Below are 23,733 nucleotides of genomic sequence, written 5' to 3'. Positions count from 1 at the left end.
ATTCTGTATTTCTTAAGCAAGAAAAACTTTTTCTTAAAACAAGGAGTTTCCCCCATTTTGGCGATTAAATCTGTGGAAGATTACCTGTTTTGCAATCGCTGGCAAGAGCGATTGTACTTAAAAACACAGATGAAAACAATTTAATTTCTCAACGGCTTTCTATTAAAAACCGAAAAGGATTTTCATTGAGAACTTGTCCCAAATCCTGTCGAGCGCCAATAGAAGCGAGACGCTGAGTTTTCTCGAGCGCCAATAGAAGCGAGACGCTTTAGTTTTCTCGAGCGCCAATAGCTCTAAGGTTTTTTCGAAGCAAACTTTAAGAAATGTTCCACTTCTTTTTTACTTCCGACGACCAAGGTTGTGCGCTCGTGGAGTTCTTTCGGAGTGAGATCCAAGATTCTTTCTCCATAAACGGTAACGGCCATTCCACCTGCTTGTTCTGCGATAAACGCCATAGGGGCCGCTTCATAAAGGAGCCTTAATTTACCGTTCGGATATTTTGTGGACTTGGTGTCGTTTGGATAAAGGAAAATGCCGCCTTTCAAAAGATTTCTATGGAAATCCGCAACCAAGGAACCGATATAACGGCCGGACTGAGGTTTTTTCCCACCTTCGATTGATTTGATGTCTCGGATATAATTTTTCACTTCATCGGACCAATAGTTATAATTTCCTTCGTTGATGGAGTAAATGCCCCCGGTCTCGGGCATTTGCATGTCGGGATGCGAAAGGATAAATTCTCCGCAAGAGGGGTCTAACGTAAATCCGGAAACTCCTTTACCCGTACAGAGAACAAGCATTGTGGAGGATCCGTACAAAACGTAGCCGGCGGCTCTTTGGCCGGAACCTTGTTGAAGAAGATCACTCAACGTTCCAGGAGTGCCGTCTGGGCTTTTTCTCAAATGAACGGAAAAAATGGTTCCGATCGAAACATTTGCGTCTATATTGGAGGAACCGTCGAGCGGATCAATTGCGATCGTATATTTTCCGATTTTATACCCGCTCGGAACGGAAACGGTTTCTTCATGTTCTTCGCTTCCTAAGATACAAAGATGACCGGAACGAGTCAAGGTGTGATTGAAAACCTTATCCGCATATTCGTCCAATTTCATTTGGGTTTCCCCTTGAACGTTTACAGTTTCGTTAGAACCGAGAATATTTTCTAAAAGTCCCGCTTTTCGAACCTCTCTGGAAACGATTTTGGCCGCATAGACCAAATGACTCATCAAAGCCGTAAAGTCTCCGGTTGCTTGGGGTAATTTGAGTTGTTCCTCGATCAAGTATTGAGAAAGACTCAATGTTTGTGTAGGGTGAACAGACATAGATTCCTCTTGGAAAATGATTCCAACAGAGTTTTTCGAGTGCCCTCGAATTCAAGCGAAAAGCTTTTTAAGAAGTCCATTCTTGGTTGAAAAAAAGAATCTTGCGATTTTCGGGAAGATTCTCATCCGATACTATGATAAGAAGAAGGAGCCTCCCATGGAATCCGTAATCAAACCGATCGCGTATAAGTATAAAATTGCAGAAGATCCCTTTGAAGAATTTTCGGATCAGATTATAAAAGACATTCGGAATTCTTTGAGTAACGAAATTGTGATTACACATTTTCATTTTCAGGATTTGTACTCTTATTTCAAACTACTCGGGGAGCAGAGATCCGGCGAAATCATGAAAGAGCTAAAATCGATCATTCAAGCTCATCTTCGCCCTTACGATAAATTGTATGTCCTCGGGCCGAGATCGATCCTTACCTTATCTCCCGATTGTAAAACGGAAGTTGTTGAGGCGAGATTTGATGAAGTTGTCTTTCAAGTAAATCATCTTATTGTGGATTATGAGATTCAATTTATGGAACTAGATTCTCCCATCGATTCTATCGAACCAATCTGGAAACATTTACTCGTTTCTTCCAAAAGTACATGACGTTTGTTAAGCGAATTGAATCAAACAAATGTACATAAGAACCTGTCGAGCGCCAATAGAAGCGAGACGCTGAGTTTTCTCGAGCGCCAATAGAAGCGAGACGCTGAGTTTTCTCGAGCGCCAATAGAAGCGAGACGCTGAGTTTTCTCGAGCGCCAATAGAAGCGAGACGCTTTAGTTTTCTCGAGCGCCAATAGATTGTACGATCCTTGGACGTAAGACAGTTCCGAATGTGATATTCTTGATTCGAAGGAGGTCGGTGGCAGATTGATCGCTTTCGCAGGTTTCGGATGCGCCGTAAGTTCAATCTTTTTTAAAAAGTTCTTCAGGGAATGAACGTTTGTACCGTAAATTTTCACGAGGACAATCCCTCGGAGGAAGGAATGGATCAAGCAGAAAAGTTTAAGAATACCTTGGCACGATACATCGATTACAGAGGAATCGACATCATTCTTCATTTAAAAAACGGAACCGTAATTGAACTAGATAAAAATAGAAGGTTGAACGGGAACGTAGTAATTAAAAATGGAAAGTCCGGGATTGTCGCTCAAATCGAAATTTCCGAGATCCAAAAAGCGGAATTCTTTGCCGCTTGAGCCGAAATTGTAGGAAAAACGACTTCTTTTTGAGATTTTATCGGAAAACTCTCGACATAATACCCCTCTTTTCTGGTATTGTTAAACTGTCTATTTATTTTGTGCAGAAATAGATAGTTGTTTTATATACAATTTAGTCTTCAAATAAAATCGTTTGGAGAAATCCAATTCAACGAAGGAATCTAAAAATCGAATGGTAGGAATCATCGTAAAAGACGGAGAATCGATCGAATCTGCTTTGAAACGTTTCAAACGCGACTGTGCGAATGCAGGTATTATGAGCGAAATCAAGCGAAGAGAATATTTTGAAAAACCAAGTATCAAAAAGAAAAAAGCGATCGAGTCCGCAAAAAGAAAAGCAGAAAAGAAAAAGCGTCTTTTCTCAAAGAAAGATAAGGCTTAAAGTTTAGATCTTGTTGAATCGAAATCTTTTCGTTTCATTCATTTAAATCTTAAAAATTTATGTCCCTGCAGATAAGAATCAATGACGATCTGAAAGAGGCGATGAAAGCAAAAAAAGAACCTCATCTTTCCACGCTTCGCCTTCTCAAATCCGATATTCAATACGAATTAACCAAAACCGGAGCTAAAGAGCTCGCGGACGACCAAGTTGTTTCCGTTATCAAAAAGGCTTATGCAAAACGTCTAGATGCGATTCAAATGTATCAAAAGGCAGGAAGGAACGATCTTTTAGCTCAGGAAGAAGGTGAGGCTTCCGTTCTGAAAGAGTATCTTCCACCTGAACTTCCGGAATCGGAAATCGTCGCAACGATTGATCAAATTTTTGCGGAATTACAACCGACCGCAAAGGATATGGGAAAAGTTATGGGTCGAGTCATGGCCGCATTCAAAGGAAAAAGCATCGACGGTACTAAAGTTTCGGCAATTGTGAAATCCAGGCTTTCCTGAATTTTAAGTGAGACCCCTTTGTCTAACAAAAAGGATTTCATCGATCGAATTCACCGGGAAGTCCCCATCGAATCCTATATTTCCCGTTTTGTTCCGCTCAAAAAACGAGGAAAGAATTTTTTAGGACTTTGTCCGTTTCACCAGGAAAAATCCCCTTCCTTTAACGTTTCCGCGGAGAAACAATTCTATTACTGTTTTGGTTGTAAGGCTTCGGGCGACCTCATCCGATTTGTGATGGATTATGAGAGAGTGGATTTTTCCAGGTCACTGGAAATTCTTTCCGAATACTCCGGAATCCCTCTGCAAGAAAAAAACTCTAAGAACGCAGAAATCTCCGACTTTCTTTATAAGATCAATCAAAAGGTTTCCGAATATTACCAACATTTGTTGCATACTCCGATCGGAAAGAATGCTTTCGATTATTTAAAATCCAGAGAAATCGAAGATTCCGAAATCCGCATTTTCGGTCTCGGTTATGCGCCGGAAGGATTTGAAACACTTACGAAAGAAGTTTTAAAAACCAAAGATGAAATCGCCGGAGCAATTCAGTTGGGACTTCTTCGGGAAAAAGAAGCGGGTAACGGACGTCCGTATGATTTTTTTCGGGATCGAATCATGTTTCCGGTTTTGGATCTTTCTGGAAGAACGATCGCATTTTCCGGAAGAATTTTAGGTTCTGGAAAGGAAGCAAAATACATCAACAGTCCTGCTTCCGTAATCTTTGATAAGAGTCGTACTTTTTATAATTTTTTCAGAGCTAGGGAAGGGGTTCGTAAGACCGGCGAGGCTATGCTCGTCGAAGGATATTTGGATGTGATCGGGCTTGTAAGAAGAGATTATCAAAACGTAATCGCCTCTATGGGAACCGCTATTACGGAAAATCATATTCGAACTCTTAAAAAATTTGCAGAACGTGTTACCTTCGTTTTGGACGGGGACCTGGCAGGAAAGAAAGGCGCTCTCAGAGCGGCTGAAATCTGCCTTAAGGAGGGAATGGAATGTTCCATCGTTCTACTTCCCGAAGGAAAAGATCCATTCGACTTGGCAAAATCCTTGAGCAGATCTCAACTGAACAAACTTTTGTCGGAACAAATTCAAGGTTCTGAATTTGTAGTAGGAGAATTGCTGGAAAGCGCGGATTCAAGAACTTTGCCTGAAAGAAAGCGAAAAGCTCTTCAAAATCTTTATTCTTTTACCCAAACTTTAAATCGGGAAACGGATAAGCAGTTCTTTCTGGGGCTTGGTGCTAACAAACTCGGAATTAGTATGGATGCGGTTCTTCGGGATTTTAAAGGCGGAACGGCAAAGAATGGGCCTGCAAATGCCGATACTAGTTCTAACGTAAAGGAAGTTCAAGAGATTTCAGCTCCTGCGCTTGACTGTGAGAGAAAAATTATCTCTATGCTGGTCAAACATACGGGACTTTTTTCGTACGCGGAGGAAATCTCTTCGATGGAATTCATGGATATAACGAGTTCCTATCTTTGGGATTATTTGTATACAGTCTATACGGGAGAAGGTGAGATTTCTCCCGTACAGATTTTATCCTCGGAACTTCCCGAGGATCTGAAACAAATCCTTGCTCCGTATCTTTTGGAAGAATACGAAAAAGGAGATCCGGAAGAATTACATAAGGTTTTTAGAATTCTTCTTTTACAACAGAAGAAGTTTCGAATTGAGGAAAAAATTCGGGAACTTGATCAAAAAAGAGAACGTTTTTTTACACCCGAAATTTTTACGGAACTGAGTTTCTATCGTAAAGAAAAAGAAAAGATTCTGGAGCATATCCGGAATCAATCGGCTACCACATAATTTAGAGGGAATGGAATGGAAAATCTGCAAAGCATGCCTGAGGTTCAGAAGATTATATCTCTTGGAAAGGCAAATGGAGAAGTTTCTTATGATGATATCAACGAGATACTTCCCGACAAAATTCTGAACTCAGAAAAGATAGACGATTTTTTTACCCTATTGCACGAAATGGGAATCGAAATCGTGGAAGAATATACCAGAAATACTCTGGAACCCGCTTCCACCCTTGTTCCTAAAGATGATTCCAAACCAGTAAGAAAGAAAAAAGAGTCCTCCGCTTCTACGAGCGGTTCCGAAGATCCGATCAAACTGTATTTGAGAGAAATCGGTAAAGTGAGTTTAATTTCGGGTGAGACCGAGGTCTTTCTTGCGAAAAGAATCGAAAAGGGTGAGAAAATCATCGAAGAGACGATTCTTAGTTCTTCCATTCTCAGAGCGAATTATATAAAGCTTTTACCAAAAATTCGAAGCAAAAAGATTAAGGTCTACGATCTGATTCGCGTCGATAAAATGTACGCTTTAAATGCGGAGGAAGCTCATAAACTCGAAGAGTTATTTTTCAAAAATATTCTAGTGATCCAAGAACAGGAAAAGGTTCTTCAGGAAGCCGTTTCCAAAATTCGAAAGTATTCTGAAACTTCCAAAAAATACAAAGAGTTTAAAGAGAAAATAGACGCTTCCACGGAAATCATTCATAATGCGATCCAAGAACTCGGAGTTTCCCAAAAAGAAATTCAAAAAATTTCCCAAAAGATCAAATCCATGGTTTTTAGAATCAAGGAAATCGATCGCCACTTTTTGAAAATCAAGGCTCAATACGGCCAAGACGTTCGGGATATCAAAGCATTTAACAGATTTATCGAAAAGAACGAGAAGTTAGACGACATCGAAGTCAAGATGGGAGTCAATATCGACGAAGTTCGAGAGGTCATCAAAGACATTCGAAACAACGAAAGAAAACTTCGTCGTATGGAACAGGAAGCGGGCTCCACGGTTCAAGAAATCAAGGATTGGGGCGAAAAGATCATCAAGGGCGAAAGGGAAATCTCCCAGGCTAAAAAGGAACTCGTCAAGGCAAATTTGCGGCTCGTGGTTTCCATTGCGAAACGTTATGCGAATCGCGGAATGCACTTCTTCGATCTGATTCAGGAAGGAAACATAGGCCTTATTAAAGCTGTAGATAAGTTCGAGTATAAGAAAGGTTATAAATTTTCCACGTACGCGACTTGGTGGATCCGTCAAGCGATCACAAGGGCTATTTCCGATCAGGCTAGAACGATTCGCGTTCCGGTTCATATGATCGAACAAGTCAATAAGGTGATTCGTGAAACCAGGTTATTCATCCAAGAATTCGGACGCGACCCAAACAATGAGGAAATTGCGGAAAGACTCGGTTGGCCGGTTCAAAAAGTCAAAATGGTCAAAAATGTTGCCAGGGAACCCATTTCTCTCGAAATTCCTGTGGGCTCGGAAGAAGATTCCGAACTCGGAGATTTTATCCCGGATACGGAAGTCGAAACTCCTGTGAATGCCGCTGCGTCTAGTATCCTCGCGGAACAGATCCGTCAGGTGCTTCATACTTTGCCTGCGCGCGAACAAAAAGTAATTCGAATGCGTTTCGGTTTGGACGACGGTTATCCGCAAACTTTGGAAGAAGTCGGTTATCAATTTAAGGTAACTAGGGAAAGAATTCGTCAGATCGAAGCAAAAGCGCTTCGAAGACTCAGACATCCGTCTCGTTCTAAAAAGTTGAAGGACTATATCGACGGTTGAGTTTTGTTGTCCTTTCGAAAAAGGTGAATTTGTGGGAGTTCCTACATGCGGAGCGATTCATAGAGAGCGACGCAAACAAAAGGCAGTGAAACGTCGTCGTTGTTTTTCAGCGTAGCTGAAATAAGCAATTCATAGAGAGCCAAATTTGTTGGAGTTCCTACAAAAAAGGGAAACGCTGCGAAGGGGTTCGTACATTAGAGAATTGTTGCATTCAAATCTCTCAGCAAGAGTTATAATTTTCTGATATACAAGAAGGTAAATTTAGCAATGATTCAATATCAAATCGGATGGCTTTATCTAGAGGAATTATCGGATTCGAGAGAACATCTGAACGCTGAGAAAGAGATCCATAATGTTTTTTCACTTTGCTTTCCTGATATTCCGAAAGGAAAGGGACATTGTGCTTTTTTCAAGATGAATATTATTTCCGAAGAAGGCGCAAATCGACTCGACATTCCCTTAGAAGGGAAACGCGGCTATTTGGTAATAAGCGATGCTATTTCACAAAATGATTTTAAAAAAATCGTCGAAACACGCGTAACGGAAGCTTTTGACAAAGGCAATCGATCCGAGGCGTTGCAAGAACTCAATCAATTTTTTATCCATACCGATCTCGATTTTCGCGATGAGTTTCGAAAGGACTTAATCCCTGTCGAAGAGTTGCGTATCCTAATCGATTCCGCATTCGAAACTGTTGTTCGAGGAAACGGTACCACACTTCACGAGGCAGTGGCAAAAGACGATTATTTGAGCGAGGAGGAGGTCCTTGCCGCTCGAAAAGAGGACACGGAACTTCACTGGCGCGATTGCCGTCGGAGCATCTTGCAAATCATCCGGAATTCTTGACTTATCTCGATTTCGAAGGGCTTCGTTATTATTTACCTGCAGTCATGATCTTTGCGTTGAATTTCAATCATCGCAAAGATTGGACATCCGAGCGCGCTTATTGGATTCTTTTACCGAATATAGCTCCTCGCAATGCCGGCAAAGGTTACGGTGAAAGGTTCGATGTTGCCGCCTTCGCAAATAATCTCAACTTGACACAAGCACAAATCATTTCCTGTTATCGATTCGCTTGTTATATGGCTATCGAAGCAGAGGAGGGTGTAGATGAAGATCAATATCCAGCAATGTGTAAGTGGCGGACCTTAGCCGGTTCGGACTGAACCGAAGAACAAGAACGGCATGAGCTTGTTCCAAAACCATCCGATTATCAGAATCTCATGAATCGTTGTGATTACTTTGAGTTTTGGGACGACTCTAAATTTCCAGCCAACACTTTTGACTCAAGCATACGACTTTTTTAAACTTTCGATCAACTCGATCGCCGCAGATTCTTCCGCTTTTTTCGTTTTGTCTTTCCACTTGAGCTGCTTTGCCAAAATCGCGGAAACGGGACCGACCATCTTTTTGGCAAGTTCCAAATCCACGAAAAGAATTCTAAATCTTCTCGCGAGAATATCTGTGACGCCTAACGCAAATTCTTCCTTTGCGGCGAATAAAACCTCCTCTTCAAAGTAAGGGATACCTTTGCCTAAAAGTTTCGGTTTTTTACCTAAGATCTCAAAAACTTCCGTCCCGTAATAGTTCTGCAACCGTTTGGCGAATTGTATATCAATCTGATACGATTTTTCAATTTCTTGATAGAGAGATTCCGAATAACCCTCGGCTCCGGGATACAAATAAGATTTCGTTGAACATTCTTTCCTGGTTTCTAAATTGCCGACTTGGATTAGTTTATCTACTAGATCTTCGGCCATCTTTCTGTAAGTAGACCATTTTCCCCCGCCCATAGTGACAAGCCCCGAATCGGAAACGAGAATAACTTCCTCTCTCGAAATATTTTTCGTGTCCTGATTTCCTTCCGGAGAAATCAAAGGACGAATCCCCACAAACACGGAAAGAATATCTTTTTCGGCGACTGGATTTTCCAGATATTCGTTTCCGGTATCGAGTAGGAATTGAACCTCGTTTCCGATCGGAAGAGGTTCGTCTCCCGGATTTTCAATCGGAGTATCCGTTGTTCCTAAAATCACGTGATCTTCCCAAGGAATGATAAAGACGACTCTTCCGTCCTTTGTTTTTGGAATGATTATCGCCGATTGACAGGGAATCTTTTTTTTAGAAAAGACAAGATGGATTCCCTGGCTCGGAGAAAGAACGTTAAATGCTCTTGGATCATCGAGCTTACGAACGCGATCCACCCAAATTCCCGTCGTATTAGCAATTACCTTTGCATAGACTGGAAAATTCTTTCCGGTCTCCAAGTCTTTGAGATTGGCGCCGATGAGCTTTCCATTCTCCTTGATGAAGGAAACGAGTTCGACTCGATTGGCGACAATGGCTCCTTCTTTTTTAGCGGATCTTGCAAGAAGAACGTTCAAACGGGCGTCGTTGAATTGAGCGTCGTAGTACGTGATTCCTCCGAAGAGACCTTCTTTTTTGATCGCTGCAAATTCAGAAACGGCTTCGGATTTGGAAACGGCTTTATGAGAGGGGAGTTTTCCCTTAGAAGCGAGTATATCATAGAGAGTGAGCCCGATTCCGTAATAAGGCCTTTCGTAAAAACGGTACGCAGGAAGCAAAAATTTAAGAGGCTTCACCAGGTGAGGTGCGTTTTCCAAAAGTCTTTGCCTTTCTGTCAGAGCTTCGTGGATCAATTTGAAATGGAACTGAGCCAGATAACGAACTCCTCCATGAATTAGTTTTGTAGAACGGGAAGAAGTTCCCGAGGCAAAATCTTTCTTTTCTATAAGGGCTGTTTTATAGCCTCTTTTCGCGGCGTCGAAAGCGGCTCCGGTTCCGGTGGATCCGCCTCCGATTATGAGAATATCCAGGGATTCTTTTTGTAATTTCAAAATTTGTTCGGTTCGGTTTTGTTTTTCCATTTTGAAAACTCTTCCTGCTTTACAGGTTTCTTTCTCCCTACAAATTTGCATTAAGTTTCACAATCCAATCCGGATTTTTCTTTCATGGACATTCAAAAGCAAATAGAAATCATCCGTCGTGGTACCGTTGATCTAATCAGCGAAGACGAATTAAAATCCAAGCTTCAAAAAAAGAAAGCACTTAAAATCAAGGCGGGCTTTGATCCTACGGCCCCGGATCTTCATCTCGGACATTTCGTCCAACTTAAAAAACTAAAACATTTCCAAGACTTAGGTCATGAAGTTTTTTTTCTACTGGGGGATTTTACGGCGATGATCGGAGATCCTACCGGGAAATCCGAAACCAGAAAGAGACTTTCGAAAGAAGAAGTTTTGGAAAACTCCAAGACTTATCAAAGCCAAGTCTTTAAGGTCTTAGATCCCGTTAAAACAAGAATCGTCTACAATTCAAGTTGGTGTTCCGAAATGAATTTCGAGGACGTTTTGGTTCTCAGTTCCAAATACAACGTCGCAAGAATGCTCGAAAGGGACGATTTCAGCAAACGCTACAAAGCCGGTCAGCCGATTTCCATGATCGAATTTTTGTACCCGCTCATACAGGGTTACGATTCCGTAGCGATGGAATGTGACGTGGAACTCGGAGGGACAGATCAGAAATTTAATCTTCTCGTGGGAAGAGACCTACAGAGAGAATACGGAAAGGAAGCTCAGTGTGTTCTGACTCTTCCGTTACTTGTGGGACTTGACGGAAATAAAAAGATGTCCAAATCCCTCGGTAACTACGTGGGAATCGCCGAGGTTCCGATCGACATGTTCGGAAAACTCATGTCGATCAGTGATGATCTGATGTGGAATTATTTCGAACTCTTGACCGATCTTCCGTTGTCTGAAATTGAAGCTCGCAAGAACGGAATGAAAAGCAAAGAACTTCATCCGAAAGAAGTGAAGATAGAACTTGCAAAATTCATTATGGATCAACTCTCTTCTTCTTCCGAAAACGAAGAAGCAATCGAAGAATGGAAAAAAATTCATAATCCAAAGTCGAGAGCCGTTCCGGACGATATCAGAGAAGTGCAACTTGGAGAAGAATTCTTTTCGGAAACTCCGGAACCCTTGCTTGTCTGGGTCTTAAGTAAACTTTCTTTCGTTCCTTCTGTTTCCGAAGGAAGGAGACTCATCAAAGCCGGAGGGTTGTACCTCTTCGAAGATAAAATCACCGACGAAAAATTTGCGATACAGAAAGGTAAGGAATATTTAGTGAGACAAGGCAAAAAGGGAAAATTTTTAAAAATTCTTTCCTAAAAATGATTTGAAGCTTTTGAAATTTTTTATTTCAATCAAATCCTCATGTTAAGCGAAGAAGAATCGTCGGAACTTTCCAAGACAATTTCTGAAATCAAAAAAAGTGGGATCCAATCCGAAGTGATCGAACGAAGATTTAGGACTCTTCGTATCCTTTTTTCCGTCGGCTTTTTTACGTTCTTAAGTGTGGCCTCCGTTCTTACGTTAGCGCATAGAATTTTTAAATTGGAAGCGACTGTAGAAAAACAAACGGTTCATATCACCAATCTCGAAGAGAGTTTAACCTCGCTTCGTCTCGAGGAACAACAACAGGAAGAAGAGCTTCTCAAGTTCAAATCGGATCTTTATGACGCGGTTCCCGACGGAGATTTATCCGACCAGGTTTCTGAAAATAAGATAAGCTTGGAAGTTCTTGCAGGTTCCGACGTAGGTAAAAACATCAATCGGGGAGATGTTCGTTTCAAAGAAATCGCTTTAACTTTCGATTTGGGTACCGGGGAGGATCTCAAATTGATTTACGAATATCTTTCACGGTTTCCCATCAAAATCACGTTGTTTGTTTCAAACGAAAACCCGGCGCTTAAAAACGGGTCGTTTTTCAGTAACACGAATCTACGCTACTTGAGAAAACTTTCCGAACTCGGAGACCGAGTCGTTTTTGGAAACCATACTTGGAGTCATTATAATATTCCAAGAAGTTTATACGAAACTTCTTTACGTAAAAGAATTTTGCTTAGTTACGTTTCTGATGAAATTCCGGACGCCAATTTTCTCCAACAAGAAATGAAAATGGTGGAAGAAAAATTCGAATCTATTACCGGTAAACAATTGACTAAATACTATCGTCTTCCTTACGGAGGTTTTGACCCCCTGGTGATTCAAACCTTCGGAAAACTCGGCTATACGCATCATATTTTTTGGAGCAATAATTCGATCGGTTCTTTGGATATTCCTGATTTCGTATATAAGAAATTTATTTATAGAAAAGATCCCAGAACGGGCAAAACGAGGATTATGCCGAATCCGAATTATAAGACGAGAGCCGAAGCGCTTGATTTTCTTTATCGTTGGGAAGAGGCGGATAAGGATGGTATGAACGGAGCCATCATTTTGATGCATTTAGGTTCCCCAAGGCAATCGGAAAAGCTCATCTATATTCTTCCAGATTTCATCCAGGAAATGCTTTCCAAGGGCTATAGTTTTGTGACGGTTCCTGAAATTATCAACGATCACCAGGATTGATTTCCTTTGAAAGAATTACAATCATAGGCGCTTCTTTTTCCAAAAACTTATATAAATTATAATATACTAATATATATAATCAAATTGAACGTATCAAGACTTTGTTCCCAAGTCTTAGGCTAATTCTCGCGAGGATTTGACAATAATAAAGTCTATTAGAAAGTTTATAAGCGCTCCAAAGAACGGTTCTGTTTGAATTTTTGCATATTTTAACGTGAGTTCGACGGTTGAAAGTTTGGGCGAATCGCTCAGGAGTTTCATAGATAAAATTGCTCGCGACCGCGCTTAACTCAATGTTGCTGCCTATGGTCGCAACATAATGCTCCAATTCCTTCGGAATTTCCGCTACAATCGCTTTCGCATTTTGTTACACCGAACTCACGTTATTTTAATATAATTTATTTCGAAAATATCTTAAAATGGTCGGAACTCGGTATTCTAAACGGAAATAAAGTGTTTTTAGAAATTTCTATTTTTTCTTAAATTTTAGAGCAGATTCTAAAGAGTGGCGTTTAAGAACGAGCAGCTTTGTTGCTACTCGAACGTAAGAATAGAATACTATGACAAACTTATTTCGAAAATTAGAATATTGGAATATTCCTTTAAAAAGTTGGGATTTCCCGATTTGACTTAATTTTTGAGAACTGCTGTACTTTTACAAAACCGCCCGCTTATTTTCGAGTATCATTTTCACATGTCCGAGTAGTAAAGTTCTCGGAGAAGAGATTTTCTAAATTTGTTCGTAAAACAGCTCAGTTTCTTCGTATTTTTTAAAGAAATTCAATTAGAAGGAACATCTCAAAACACTTGGGAAGCTTTTAGAAAAACAGAGATAACGAAAAAAACAGGATGAAATCCACAATTTAAATATTCAAAAAATAAAATATATTTTGAATCAGGATTTTTAAAATTAAGAGATCTTATTAAATCCAAAAATACCATTTATTGGAAGTTTCATTGAAATTACTCATCCCTATACAATAAAATACCGTTAATTTGAGCATAAATCCCACCTTTAGATGCAGAATTTTAGACACTCTATTACGTAGAGATGAGTAACACGCAATAATTTCGTATTTTTATCATTGATAAGATCCCTTAAAAATTAAATTATAATTAACGTGAGTTCGGCGTAAGAAAAATTGGGCGAATAAGAAACTAAAGTCCAACGACTCCCTGGATGCCTCTCTATGGATCGGCTAAACTCAGCGAATGCCTCTCTATGGATCGGCTAAACTCAGCGAATGCCTCTCTATGGATCGGCTAAACTCAGCGAATGCCTCTCTATGGATCGGCTAAACTCAGCGAATGCCTCTCTATGGATCGGCTAAACTCAGCGAATGCCTCTCTATGGATCGGCTAAACTCAGCGAATGCCTCTCTATGGATCGGCTAAACTCAGCGAATGCCTCTCTATGGATCGGCTAAACTCAGCGAATGCCTCTCTATGGATCGGCTAAACTCAGCGAATGCCTCTCTATGGATCGGCATTCAGGTCCGAAACATAGGATCGACTTCGCATTTGTTATATCGAGCTCACGTTAATTAGACCTCATCTCGAAAATATTTTTATCGTGAGATCTTGTTTTAAGACAAGATCATTTGAGAGAAGTCTTCAATTTTCCCAGCACTTTCCCGGAGCGAAACATTTGTAATGAGTCGCATGTCCGTATCTACCAAGTTTGTTGCAAAGATCCTTTCCATTTTTGACATCCGCAAAGCCATCGTAGGAGCGCCATATAGGAACAAAATAATCTCTTTCTCCGTCGTAAGAATATACGTTTGGTACCGGCTCATTGATACCCATAAAACCTTCGTAATTACAAGCCACAACCTTATTCGGAACCACGCAAGGACCATCGATGATATCGTAAGCCATATCATACCCGTATATCGCCTTCATTCTATCTACAAAAGTTTGTCCCGATTGGTTCCAAAGCGCTTTTTTATCCAAAAAGGCGGCGGTCCATTCATGACAGGAAAGAATTTCCCCGCTTGACTTTTTAAATCTGGTGCTAAATGCAATCTTAAGTCCCAAACTTTCCCCTTCGCTTTCCGAATTTTTTTTCAAAAGCAAAATTCCAAGAATCTCGTTCATATCCACTTTTTCTTCGTTTTTGCAAAAGGGTAATAGGGTGAAAATTACCAAAGCAACCAGCCCCATTTTTATTATTTTTATCATTTTTTTCTCCATATCTTTAAAATTTGATTCTTATATTTTGTAATTTATAATGAATCCGAAAGTTCGTGGGGCTCCGGGAACGGCTTGGAAGGTTCCGTCTATATAGGAAGTAAAGTAATATTCGTTATTCAAGTTATTGCAATATAGGTAAGCAGATAAGCGTTCCTCTTCGTATCCGATTTTCAAATTCGTCACAGTATAAGGGGCGCTGTAGATCGTATTATCTGCAGCAAAGTACATTTTCCCTACGACCTGAAATTCACACCTGAAAAATAAGCCGAGTAGGGAACGATATTGCAGATAACTTACGACATCGTATTGTGGTATAAAATGTACATGCTTTCCGTCAAAGTTTGTATCTAGAACTCGATCATAAAATTTATTGAATCTTCCTTCTGTATAACCGGCGGAAAAACCGAGTCTTAAGTATTTCCACGGTTTCATATAGGATTCGATTTCGGCACCTCGAATTGTAACTTTTTCCGCATTCAAATTTACAGCTTCGGCGATGGAAATGGCTCTGATTACATGAAAATCGGTCGCCTCCGTGTAAAAATAGGTGAGATTGATTCCGAGAGAGTCTTTGAAATGTTTCGATTTGATTCCTACTTCGATAGTGTCATTGATTTCTGGCTTAAAAGCCGCTAAGGATGCTTGATTCACCACTGTACTATATCCGGCGTTTTTATAACCGCGATTTATACCTGTAAAAATCATTAATGATTCGATAGGTTTATAATCGAAAATGAATCTAGAAACATTGTAACGATAGGAATTGTTTCGAACATAGTGGGGAGACAGAAGCCTCACGTCTCCATAAGGATTATCTAATAGAGTTCCCTTTGCATCTCGGCTATGGCCTATACCGATTCTTTGGGTTTCGATTCTGGCTCCTAATGTAATCGTGAATTTTTCAAAAAACGTGTAGCTATTGTGGGTGAAAAAGCTAAAGGATTTATCTTCAATTTTTGAATGGTGTGTTTCTCTTGCGGGAGCATTTAACCCTTTAAGAACGCTATACGTGTATGTTTGTGTTAAATGCTCTTGAGTAAATTCCTTGTCGGATATTTTATGATACAACAGTGTTCCGATCTTAAATTGGAAAGGTTCTCTTTGGTTTTTGGATTCGAGGCTTGCCTCATGAGTCCTTGTAGTGGAATGTTCGATATATTCGGATTTAGAGAATGCACTTATAGTAAAGTCCCCGTCCACAATTAGAGGGTCGATTTCCATTTTTCTAATGCTAGATGTTGTTTTAAAAACGGCTTTAGGCAATTTATAGATGGTATTACTGGAATATGTTTTTCCAGTTGTGTTTGAGACTCCTTCGTAATCCCAATATACTTTTCGAACCGATTTTGTACGATTGAGATAAGTTCGAAAATTTTTTTCGCAGCTCTCGGGACTTACAGCGCATCCTTTTATTAAACTTTTTTTTCTTTCTGATTTAGAGGCAAGATAATTGACTATATTCAAAGAACCGTCGTCAAAACTTTCGGCGTTTGCCTGCAGATCGATTTCAAGATTTTTTGTAGGCGTCCAATACAGTCTGAATCTTCCGGATTTCCCCCTCCTTCTATCGGGATGAGTTTTACGAATTTCGATAGGTATGTCTGAAGTGAGATTATTAGGATAATTGAATCCCATTATATTGTTTAAGTACCCGCTCCTTTGGGTCGATTTTCCAGAAACACCTATGTAAAGTTTGTTTTTGATCAGGGGTGTATTGTAAAAAAAAGAATATTCCTTCTTTTTATAGTTCCCCAAATCGACCGTAACTCTTCCTTGAGGCATGTTATTCGGTTTTTTAGTGTTAATTTCAATTACGCCGCCTTGAAAATTTTTTCCAAAGACAGTGGCTTGGGAACCTCTATATACTTCTATGCTTTCCAAAGCAAATAGTTCTGTATTTAATGCGACATTATCTGCAAGAGGAACCCCATCCACAATCATTCCGACGGAGGGGTCACTGAATAACGTGCTTCTCATTCCTCGAATATTATAATATGTGAAATTACGGGCACCGGAATCTATAATTGCAAAGTTTGGAACCTGCTTGTCTATATCGTTTGCTCTGGATATGCCGGTATCTAAAATATCCTGTTCATTCAATCTGGAAATGCTACTTGGGGTTTTGAATATTTCATAGTCTCTTCGATCTTTTTTACCTTGAACGGTAATTTCGCTTTTTTTGTTTGAAGTTTCCCTGTTTGTTTCGGTAGGTATGGAACGTGAAGACCCTTGTGCATAGAGAATCGATGTTGCCATTAAGAATAAAATTCTAATAAAGAATTTGCAGAGGTGGGAGAAGGTTTCGAAATTTGTGAAGCATGTATGGGAAATTCTACTTTGAATTTTATGCTTCAGCGATTCTCGATTTGAAAAAAGAAATTCAACTATATTACTTATGAAACAAGGCGAAATAAAGGGCTCATATCTCATAGAGCATATTAGAATTAGGGTTTGTATTTTGTAAAGGTGTAATTGATTTCAGGACTCAGAATCAATTATGAAAAAAATTAGTCGGAATGAAACGCTTTCAAGAGGAGAGAATTGAAATGATGAAATTGTTGTTTAAATAACATTCTATTGTTCGCATTAATTGTTTTTTTATATGCGTTTCAAAAATCACACCAGATATTTCATTTTACAATTTGATTATCTTTGGTGGCGAAAATTAAAGCTCTTATTTGTATTTTAACGTGAGTTCGGGTTAATGAAAAAGCCAAAGTTGGAAATTGTTTTTGGATCTTAAATTCAAAAAAGGTTTTTTTGGAAAAAAGGAAAATACAACTAAACCGCTTAGTAAGTTAACATAAGTTCGGCAATTCATTTTTCTGTTGGAATTTGAATTTTGTAAATCTATTTTTAAAATGTGGAAATTACAAGAAATCGCGATTTTACGAACAAATTCTAAAAGTAGGAACTCCTACTTTTAGAAAATCCTTTCCCTTTACGCCGAACTTGCGTTAAATTAATAATTCCGAAAATTATCTCTTGAAATTTTGAACAGATGGGATATTTATTTTCTCTTCATAAGTGAGGAATTTCCGTGATTCAAAAATGGTTTCAAACAGTGTTTTTTGGGAGTTTAATTTTAGCGGGAATTTTAATTCCAGGAAAAATATTTTCTCAGGCAAACGATGCTGCCGCTGCAATTCAAGAAGCTTGTAATCGTCTAGTAAACGAGGGAATATACAAAAGTTGTAAAGCGGCTCCGGGATTTTCAGCTCATCAAGGATATTACACTCAATCTGCCCAAATCAAGTGTGAGTGCATTAATAAAAAAGACAATAATAAGACTATCGTTACAATTACTCTCGGTCAGTATTATTAAACATTTTTAAATTTTGGTGAATGGTTATACGTTTTAATTCCATTTCGCTTAAAACCCTTTTAAATTTCTTATTCGGAACTATAAAAGTACCAAAATTCGGTCTTTAAATGGGAGGTTTGTCTCAAAATTCATGGTACTGAGTACCGGTATAGATTCCTATCGGGATCAATTCTATACGATTACTGTAGGCAATTCCTTCTAAGCAGCCTTCTTTTTCACGAATTTCTTTTAAAACATTAGCTGATTCATATATAAACCATGTAATTGTAAAATATTTTGTACATTAGAGTTATTGAAAAATTCAATGATGAAGTTTAACAAAACCGTTTCAATGGTCTATTTCAATGAAACGGAAGCAAGTGGAGAATTAATTTTTCAAAAACTCTATTGATAAATTGTAAAATTTCAATTCTGTAATTAGAAAAATTTTCTATTTAACGTGAGTTCGGCGTAAGGGAGAAAGTAGAAGTTGTAAATTGTATTTGGATTTCAAATTCAAAGAAGGTTTTTTTGGAAAAAAGGAATATGCAATTAACCCACTTACTCATCTCTACGTAATAGAGTGTCTAAAATTCTGTGTCTAAACGCGGGATTTATACTCAAATTAACGGTACTCTATTTTATAGGGATTAGTAATAGATTAACGTGAGTTCCTGGAGAAAATAAGAAAGAATTTTCTAAAAGTAGAAATTCCTACAATTTCAGAATTTGTTTGTAAGATCGTGATTTGTGGTGATTCCTGCATTTTAAGAATAGATTTACAAAGTTCAAATTCCGATTCTTTTCAGAAAAATGAATCATGGATTTCTTACGCCAAACTCAGGTTATTTATGAATCAACCGCATTTGGGAATAAGCCTTCCGAGTATTCAAGACTCATGGTATGAAGAATTGCTACCACTCGAACGTAAGGAATAGTTATTTTCGAGTATCATTTTCACACGTCCGAGTAGTAAAAGCTTAGATTATATATATCTTATGGAAACTTCATATCAAATCATTTTTGATTTGATGACGGTCAGAACACGATGATTTCGTGCGGAAATTTGATCCTTAGAATCTTAACCTTATATATCTTAAAAATAAGTAGATTATAATTTAAGCACGTTATAATCCCAAGATCAATGAGAATTCTATTTTCATTGGGAAGTTAAAAGAATGATAAAAGGTGAAAAATTATGCAAAAAATTTTAATGATTCTAATCGTTTCCTTTTTATTAGGGACTTTAAAAAATCTGTATGCAAATCGGGAAAGACCTCTTCCTGATCCGGTCAATATTGTTGAGGGAGCGCACGAAAATCAGGTCGCTACGCCTCCTGCGGAGGTTTTTTATCTGGCTACTGCTTTAACTCCTGAGCAAGTAAGCGCTTCGGATGGATTTTGGTCGGCTGGAGCATCTATCGATTCTACAAATATAGACTTTTCATTGTTAAACCACGTTACTCCCCGAGTTAATAGCGAAAGATCAGGTTATATTAGCTTGTTCAGGAATTTTATACACGCACTTATTTCTGCACAATCGAATATTTCTGGAGATTATTACATTTATCAGATTGCCGGAGGATTTAATATTGTGGATGTACAAGGTTCTCTCGGTCCTTATACTCCTTCTAATTCGACAGCAGAGTCTGTTGCGTTGAATCGAATTTATTGGAATCAAGTTTATGGGTGGACTCGCTTTTCGAGTAATTTTAATTTTAGTTTAGATGACCCCGGTTTATTCGAACATAATCCTATATTCGATCGAGAGACGTTTGCGAATGCCACTTCTTCGCCCGGACTTCCGGAGTTAGCTGGATTTCCTCAAGGCGATCCTAGATGGGGGAATGAATTTTTTGTACATGTCGCAGGGTGTGATGCGCCTTTGCGTAGACTTAATAATGGAAGATGTTATTTGAAGCAGGCATTTTTAAATACCGCTCAAAAAATTTCCAATGTAAGTCGAAAGAAAAGTAAAATACCGATTCTTCCACCTTTTAAAACTCTCATCTCTCAAGCTGCGTCTAGTAATGGAACTTTTGTGAGTTTATCGGACTATGTGGGCGGTCTATGCTATGTTACATCGAAAAGTAAAATGGAATGTAGGCCTATACTGAACAATGGAAAACTTGGTTTCGTCGCAGAAACTACAATGAGCGATACTGGTTATGAGGATTCGTATATGTTTGCGGATATTAATAACGATCGGAAAGACGATTTTTGTCGTTTAGTGGTCGGGACAGATAAATATCCTTTATTAAAGTGTAATCTAGGCAATGGGGAAGGAAATTTTCCCACTGAAGTTAATTTTGGATCCGTGGATGGCGGCTGGTCATCCGGTGGAGCGGCTAACAAGCGTATGATTGTTAAAGGAATTTCCGGAAGGTCTTTTTTTTGCCGGATTATAGATGGATATGAGATAGCTTGTACGGAGTTGGTTCAAAAGCGCAACGGAAGTGAGGTTATTTTTACTTTAGGACAATCCGGAATAACAAAAGGGAAACATTATTATTTTAATTTAGCGAAACAATTTAGTATCTTTACGGATTCTAATCAGGATGGTGTTCCAGATTGGTGCCGTATTACGAATCAGAGATATGATAAATTTGATTTGAATTGCTGGTGGTCTTTGGGTAATCAGCAATTTTCTAATCATGTACAAATAACAGATCTGATGGGGAATAGCAACAGCGACGTAATCGCTAGTATAAGAATTATGAATCCTTTGATACAAGATTTTTGTTACCTTCCTAAGAATCAGCTCAAGAGTTCCGTTCGGTGTTACAATTTTCCAAGTCAGAAACAATACGAATCATCGACTGGATTTAATTATGTGACCCGACTCATGGAGGCTAAGGGCCTGATGAGAAAGGATGGTTATTCTCTTTGTGCTACTGAAGTCAGAAATCCAGGAAAAACGATGAGGCTTTCCTGCGTTTCAAAAGGTTCTGCTAAATCCAATCTTGGATTTACTCCCGTTTTTTCGACGGTGGACTTTGAAGATTATCACAATATTTTGAATGAAAAGCAGACAAAAATCGTTTATTCCAACGGAAGAAGTTTGTTTTGTACGATCGGAGCGAATGATGTAAAATGTATTCCACTCAATCAGGATGGTCCGACTTGCCAACGTGTGGTACAAGCTCATACAAGATCTGTGAAAACCCTTAAAAGTGGTCTTACAGGATTGGAGAATTTTCAAGGAAAAAATGAATGTTTGGCGTTAAATAATAAAGACAGATGTTTTAATAAAAATGGAATTTGTTACAAGTGGGGTTATTAGTAGTTCCTAATGTTATTATGCTAGAACCTACTTAGAAATTCATTCTTACAGATTACGTTTGTGCAAGAACTAGATCAGAGTAAGTAGCTTTTATTCATCTCTGCATAATAGAGTGTCCAAAATCCTGCGTCTAAACTTTGTGCTCAAATTAATGGTATTCTATTTTCCAAAGGGATGGTATGAATAATTCTTTTTTTGGATTTTAACTTTTCGATCGAATTTCCGATAGGTTCAGCCGAACGAACGATCTGTGTTTAGGGAGTTGATCGTTTCTTTGAGTTCTATAATATGTAAGAACGAATAGAAAGAAATCAATTCCTTCTTTGTAATTTTCAAAACTTTTTCTTTCTAAAACTTTAATATAAGGGGATTTTGGCTCTTCGTATTTTCGGGTCCCTTGGGATCCGATGTGGCGTTTTTTTATCGGAATCATAACGGGTAAAATGAAGTTGTTGTAAAGGTTCGGATACGAATATATTTATGGAAGGAAACCGATTTTTCTATGAGTTATCGAATTTTTGAAAATGTGAAAATTTAGGTCGGTGATAGAATCACGAATTATTGAACACTCTATTATATAATTCTGAGTGGAATAAGGATATTGCGGAGAATGTGAAATTGAATTTCGCTTAACTCACAATTATTTACATAAAATCAAAATCTTCATTTTACTTTTTTCTTTTGCGTTTGTACATAAGAAGCTGAAGTTGGATCTTATAAAAGCCTAACAAGAACTTGAATTTTGTATTCGCGTAATAGCCAATTCACAATTCTTTTTAAGGAAATCGGACAATTCAAGAATTTACAAACCTTATTTTTGGGCCCGAATTCTATCTCACCCAAGAAACAAGAAAGGATTCCAAATTTTCTTTCAAAATGCAAAGTTGATTTTCGAAGTAAGAAAGTAATTGCTTCCTCAAAACGTTACGATCTGTTTGATTCGAAAATGCGAAAGGTTCTTGAATCGAAAAAGGCTTTTGGACATCTTCCCTGATAGAATTCAAGTTAAAAAGAAGTTGTTCGAATTTTCGATCCTATCCACAATCAAAATATACTTCTGATTTGGAGAATCCAATTATGTAATTCCGCTCAGCTTTCAAAAAAAATATACCCTTCTTTTTAATTGTTTCTTTCACGAAAAAATGAGAAAAAGAGCCGGGCGCCTATACAAACTCAATAAATGATTTCCAAAATCCTCAAGAAATTATTAATAGAGTTGTTGAAAAATTCAATTGTGAGGATCAACAAAACTGCTTCTATTTCAGTGAAACAAAAACAAATGGAGAATTAATTTTTCAACAACTCTAATATTGAATTTTTCTCGTAACGGCGCTCGCAGCTTTTTTCGAGGAAATCAAACGATGGGGGAAAAGATGAGAGAAAATTTACTCTGTTTCCTTTTTCGGAAACGTTATTTTGGAATTTGGATTTTTCTTTGTATCTATTCTTTGCAAACGGATCCGACGTTTTCGCAGCAGAAAGAGAAAAATCAAGAAGGAGAAAAGAAAAAGTCTGTTTTTGAGTTCTGGATTAAACGTCAGACCTACCGATGGACTCCTTACGATTATACCTCCTTTTCGGAACATTCTCCCTTGGAAAGTTCGAACAAAACGGATTCTGTAAAACAAAATCAGAAGGTATTGGTTCCACTCGCATTTCGATACGATCGTCACGATAAAAAATACAGAATCGAACTTTCCGCGTATGAAATAGAGTTGGCGAATCCGAATGCGATCGTGACCAAGGCGGGAGGCGGAGGGATTGAGATTCAAAGACACTATTTTAATCCGATGATCCGGTCCGAGGCGGAATTCAATTATTATAAAATTCTAAACTTAAGCGAAAATTGGGATCTGTTCGCAGGTGTGGGAATTCGAAACATCAATAAATATAAATACGGGTATTTTTTACAGGAAGGCGCTTATCAGGAATATTTTTATACCTATGGTCCTCAGTTCGTCTTTAGGACGGACTATCGATTTATGGAGAATTTTTCTCTGAGTTTTGCGGCGGATCTTTTTTATACGGAAGGCAATCGTTTTTATAAACCGAAGACGGTCTCATTGGATTCCGTGACGATCTCGAACGGAACCGTGGGTGTAAGAGGAATTTACAGAGGTTATGAATTGGATCTTTCTTTGGGTTATAAAATTTTTGAAACGGTAAAACTCTACGTCGGTTACAATTATATCTATTCTTATTTCAGTTATCTTGGATTCAATCAAACTGATTTTGTATTGGGGAATTCTCAAGTATCTCCGATTCAAATGCATACAAATGATGTCCCTTTTATGACTCGTCCCATTCGTTCGGGAAATCATGATATTTTGCAGGGATTTTATTTTGGAGTTTCGGTGGGATTTTAGAATGAGAGGACGTTGTTCCGGCAATTATTTTCTTTTATTTATTCCGACAAATAATCTCGTTGAAAAATGACTTGATCCACCACGAGTAGAAATTAGAGAAAAATCAATTTTAACTTTTATGATTCAACCGAAGTTTAGATTCT

At 38.5% G+C, this 23,733-nt stretch carries 15 protein-coding genes and 1 pseudogene; 12 read left to right on the top strand and 4 right to left on the bottom strand.

Annotation, left to right across the window (positions count from 1 at the left end; all coding sequences use genetic code 11):
- Nucleotides 1-293 precede the first annotated feature (293 nt).
- Nucleotides 294-1,322 (bottom strand): class 1 fructose-bisphosphatase, encoded by a 1,029-nt coding sequence (fbp, locus tag FHG67_RS12465; RefSeq protein ID WP_004501452.1) that lies wholly within the window; start codon nt 1,320-1,322, stop codon nt 294-296.
- 157 nt (nt 1,323-1,479) lie between these two features.
- Between fbp and FHG67_RS12460 the strand changes: the two genes are divergently transcribed.
- The 7 genes and pseudogenes from FHG67_RS12460 to FHG67_RS12425 all read left to right on the top strand — a co-directional run bounded on the left by FHG67_RS12460 (nt 1,480) and on the right by FHG67_RS12425 (nt 8,178).
- Nucleotides 1,480-1,923 (top strand): hypothetical protein, encoded by a 444-nt coding sequence (locus FHG67_RS12460; RefSeq protein WP_026054474.1) that lies wholly within the window; start codon nt 1,480-1,482, stop codon nt 1,921-1,923.
- Between the two features lie 382 nt (nt 1,924-2,305).
- Nucleotides 2,306-2,518, top strand: a complete 213-nt coding sequence (locus FHG67_RS12450; RefSeq protein WP_004504856.1) for a hypothetical protein — start codon at nt 2,306-2,308, stop codon at nt 2,516-2,518.
- A 193-nt stretch (nt 2,519-2,711) separates the two neighbouring features.
- Nucleotides 2,712-2,921 carry a 30S ribosomal protein S21 gene (rpsU, locus tag FHG67_RS12445; RefSeq protein ID WP_000232823.1) on the top strand — a complete coding sequence of 70 codons (210 nt, stop codon included), beginning with the start codon at nt 2,712-2,714 and terminating at the stop codon, nt 2,919-2,921.
- Between the two features lie 59 nt (nt 2,922-2,980).
- On the top strand, nt 2,981-3,427 hold the full coding sequence (locus tag FHG67_RS12440; RefSeq protein ID WP_002633990.1) for a GatB/YqeY domain-containing protein: 447 nt from the start codon (nt 2,981-2,983) through the stop codon (nt 3,425-3,427).
- Nucleotides 3,428-3,445: 18 nt separating this feature from the next.
- The gene (gene dnaG / locus FHG67_RS12435) at nt 3,446-5,239 is read left to right on the top strand and encodes a DNA primase (protein ID WP_004498061.1); all 1,794 of its coding nucleotides are present in this window, start codon (nt 3,446-3,448) and stop codon (nt 5,237-5,239) included.
- Between the two features lie 15 nt (nt 5,240-5,254).
- Nucleotides 5,255-7,012, top strand: coding sequence for an RNA polymerase sigma factor RpoD (gene rpoD / locus FHG67_RS12430; RefSeq protein WP_004498056.1), 1,758 nt, complete (start codon nt 5,255-5,257; stop codon nt 7,010-7,012).
- A 267-nt stretch (nt 7,013-7,279) separates the two neighbouring features.
- Nucleotides 7,280-8,178: pseudogene (locus FHG67_RS12425) on the top strand (DUF6714 family protein).
- Nucleotides 8,179-8,298: 120 nt separating this feature from the next.
- On the opposite strand, the gene FHG67_RS12420 reads toward FHG67_RS12425, so the two are convergent.
- Nucleotides 8,299-9,951 (bottom strand): glycerol-3-phosphate dehydrogenase/oxidase, encoded by a 1,653-nt coding sequence (locus tag FHG67_RS12420; protein WP_004498041.1) that lies wholly within the window; start codon nt 9,949-9,951, stop codon nt 8,299-8,301.
- 33 nt (nt 9,952-9,984) lie between these two features.
- On the opposite strand from FHG67_RS12420, the gene tyrS reads away from it, so the two are divergent.
- Together tyrS and FHG67_RS12410 are read left to right on the top strand one after the other, a co-directional pair.
- Nucleotides 9,985-11,202: a tyrosine--tRNA ligase gene (gene tyrS, locus FHG67_RS12415; RefSeq protein ID WP_004499930.1), complete on the top strand. Its 1,218-nt coding sequence runs from the start codon at nt 9,985-9,987 to the stop codon at nt 11,200-11,202.
- A gap of 45 nt (nt 11,203-11,247) precedes the next feature.
- On the top strand, nt 11,248-12,444 hold the full coding sequence (locus FHG67_RS12410) for a polysaccharide deacetylase family protein (protein ID WP_002629657.1): 1,197 nt from the start codon (nt 11,248-11,250) through the stop codon (nt 12,442-12,444).
- 1,614 nt (nt 12,445-14,058) lie between these two features.
- Here the strand turns inward: FHG67_RS12410 and FHG67_RS12405 are convergent.
- Together FHG67_RS12405 and FHG67_RS12400 are read right to left on the bottom strand one after the other, a co-directional pair.
- On the bottom strand, nt 14,059-14,625 hold the full coding sequence (locus tag FHG67_RS12405) for an LIC_11695 family lipoprotein (RefSeq protein WP_004495720.1): 567 nt from the start codon (nt 14,623-14,625) through the stop codon (nt 14,059-14,061).
- A gap of 30 nt (nt 14,626-14,655) precedes the next feature.
- Nucleotides 14,656-17,067, bottom strand: a complete 2,412-nt coding sequence (locus FHG67_RS12400; RefSeq protein WP_036060142.1) for a TonB-dependent receptor — start codon at nt 17,065-17,067, stop codon at nt 14,656-14,658.
- A 610-nt stretch (nt 17,068-17,677) separates the two neighbouring features.
- Between FHG67_RS12400 and FHG67_RS12395 the strand changes: the two genes are divergently transcribed.
- The 3 genes from FHG67_RS12395 to FHG67_RS12375 all read left to right on the top strand — a co-directional run bounded on the left by FHG67_RS12395 (nt 17,678) and on the right by FHG67_RS12375 (nt 23,590).
- Complete coding sequence (locus tag FHG67_RS12395) at nt 17,678-17,962, top strand: hypothetical protein (protein ID WP_004499860.1); 285 nt, start codon at nt 17,678-17,680, stop codon at nt 17,960-17,962.
- Nucleotides 17,963-19,139: 1,177 nt separating this feature from the next.
- A complete protein-coding gene (locus FHG67_RS12385; RefSeq protein WP_061231011.1) occupies nt 19,140-21,224 on the top strand; it encodes an enterotoxin A family protein in 2,085 nt (694 codons plus the stop codon).
- 1,361 nt (nt 21,225-22,585) lie between these two features.
- Nucleotides 22,586-23,590, top strand: coding sequence for an LA_2444/LA_4059 family outer membrane protein (locus tag FHG67_RS12375; protein WP_004495719.1), 1,005 nt, complete (start codon nt 22,586-22,588; stop codon nt 23,588-23,590).
- Nucleotides 23,591-23,733: the final 143 nt, after the last annotated feature.

This window comes from Leptospira weilii (assembly GCF_006874765.1).
GTDB classification, from domain to species: domain Bacteria; phylum Spirochaetota; class Leptospiria; order Leptospirales; family Leptospiraceae; genus Leptospira; species Leptospira weilii.
This window is presented reverse-complemented; position numbering and strand designations above follow the sequence as displayed.

Bases quoted from the DNA above. Each gene is read 5' to 3' on its own strand.
- fbp (WP_004501452.1), bottom strand. From the start codon at position 1,322: ATGTCTGTTCACCCTACACAAACATTGAGTCTTTCTCAATACTTGATC.
- FHG67_RS12460 (WP_026054474.1), top strand. From the start codon at position 1,480: ATGGAATCCGTAATCAAACCGATCGCGTATAAGTATAAAATTGCAGAA.
- FHG67_RS12450 (WP_004504856.1), top strand. From the start codon at position 2,306: ATGGATCAAGCAGAAAAGTTTAAGAATACCTTGGCACGATACATCGAT.
- rpsU (WP_000232823.1), top strand. From the start codon at position 2,712: ATGGTAGGAATCATCGTAAAAGACGGAGAATCGATCGAATCTGCTTTG.
- FHG67_RS12440 (WP_002633990.1), top strand. From the start codon at position 2,981: ATGTCCCTGCAGATAAGAATCAATGACGATCTGAAAGAGGCGATGAAA.
- rpoD (WP_004498056.1), top strand. From the start codon at position 5,255: ATGGAAAATCTGCAAAGCATGCCTGAGGTTCAGAAGATTATATCTCTT.
- FHG67_RS12420 (WP_004498041.1), bottom strand. From the start codon at position 9,951: ATGCAAATTTGTAGGGAGAAAGAAACCTGTAAAGCAGGAAGAGTTTTC.
- tyrS (WP_004499930.1), top strand. From the start codon at position 9,985: ATGGACATTCAAAAGCAAATAGAAATCATCCGTCGTGGTACCGTTGAT.
- FHG67_RS12410 (WP_002629657.1), top strand. From the start codon at position 11,248: ATGTTAAGCGAAGAAGAATCGTCGGAACTTTCCAAGACAATTTCTGAA.
- FHG67_RS12405 (WP_004495720.1), bottom strand. From the start codon at position 14,625: ATGATAAAAATAATAAAAATGGGGCTGGTTGCTTTGGTAATTTTCACC.
- FHG67_RS12400 (WP_036060142.1), bottom strand. From the start codon at position 17,067: ATGAGATATGAGCCCTTTATTTCGCCTTGTTTCATAAGTAATATAGTT.
- FHG67_RS12385 (WP_061231011.1), top strand. From the start codon at position 19,140: ATGCAAAAAATTTTAATGATTCTAATCGTTTCCTTTTTATTAGGGACT.
- FHG67_RS12375 (WP_004495719.1), top strand. From the start codon at position 22,586: ATGGGGGAAAAGATGAGAGAAAATTTACTCTGTTTCCTTTTTCGGAAA.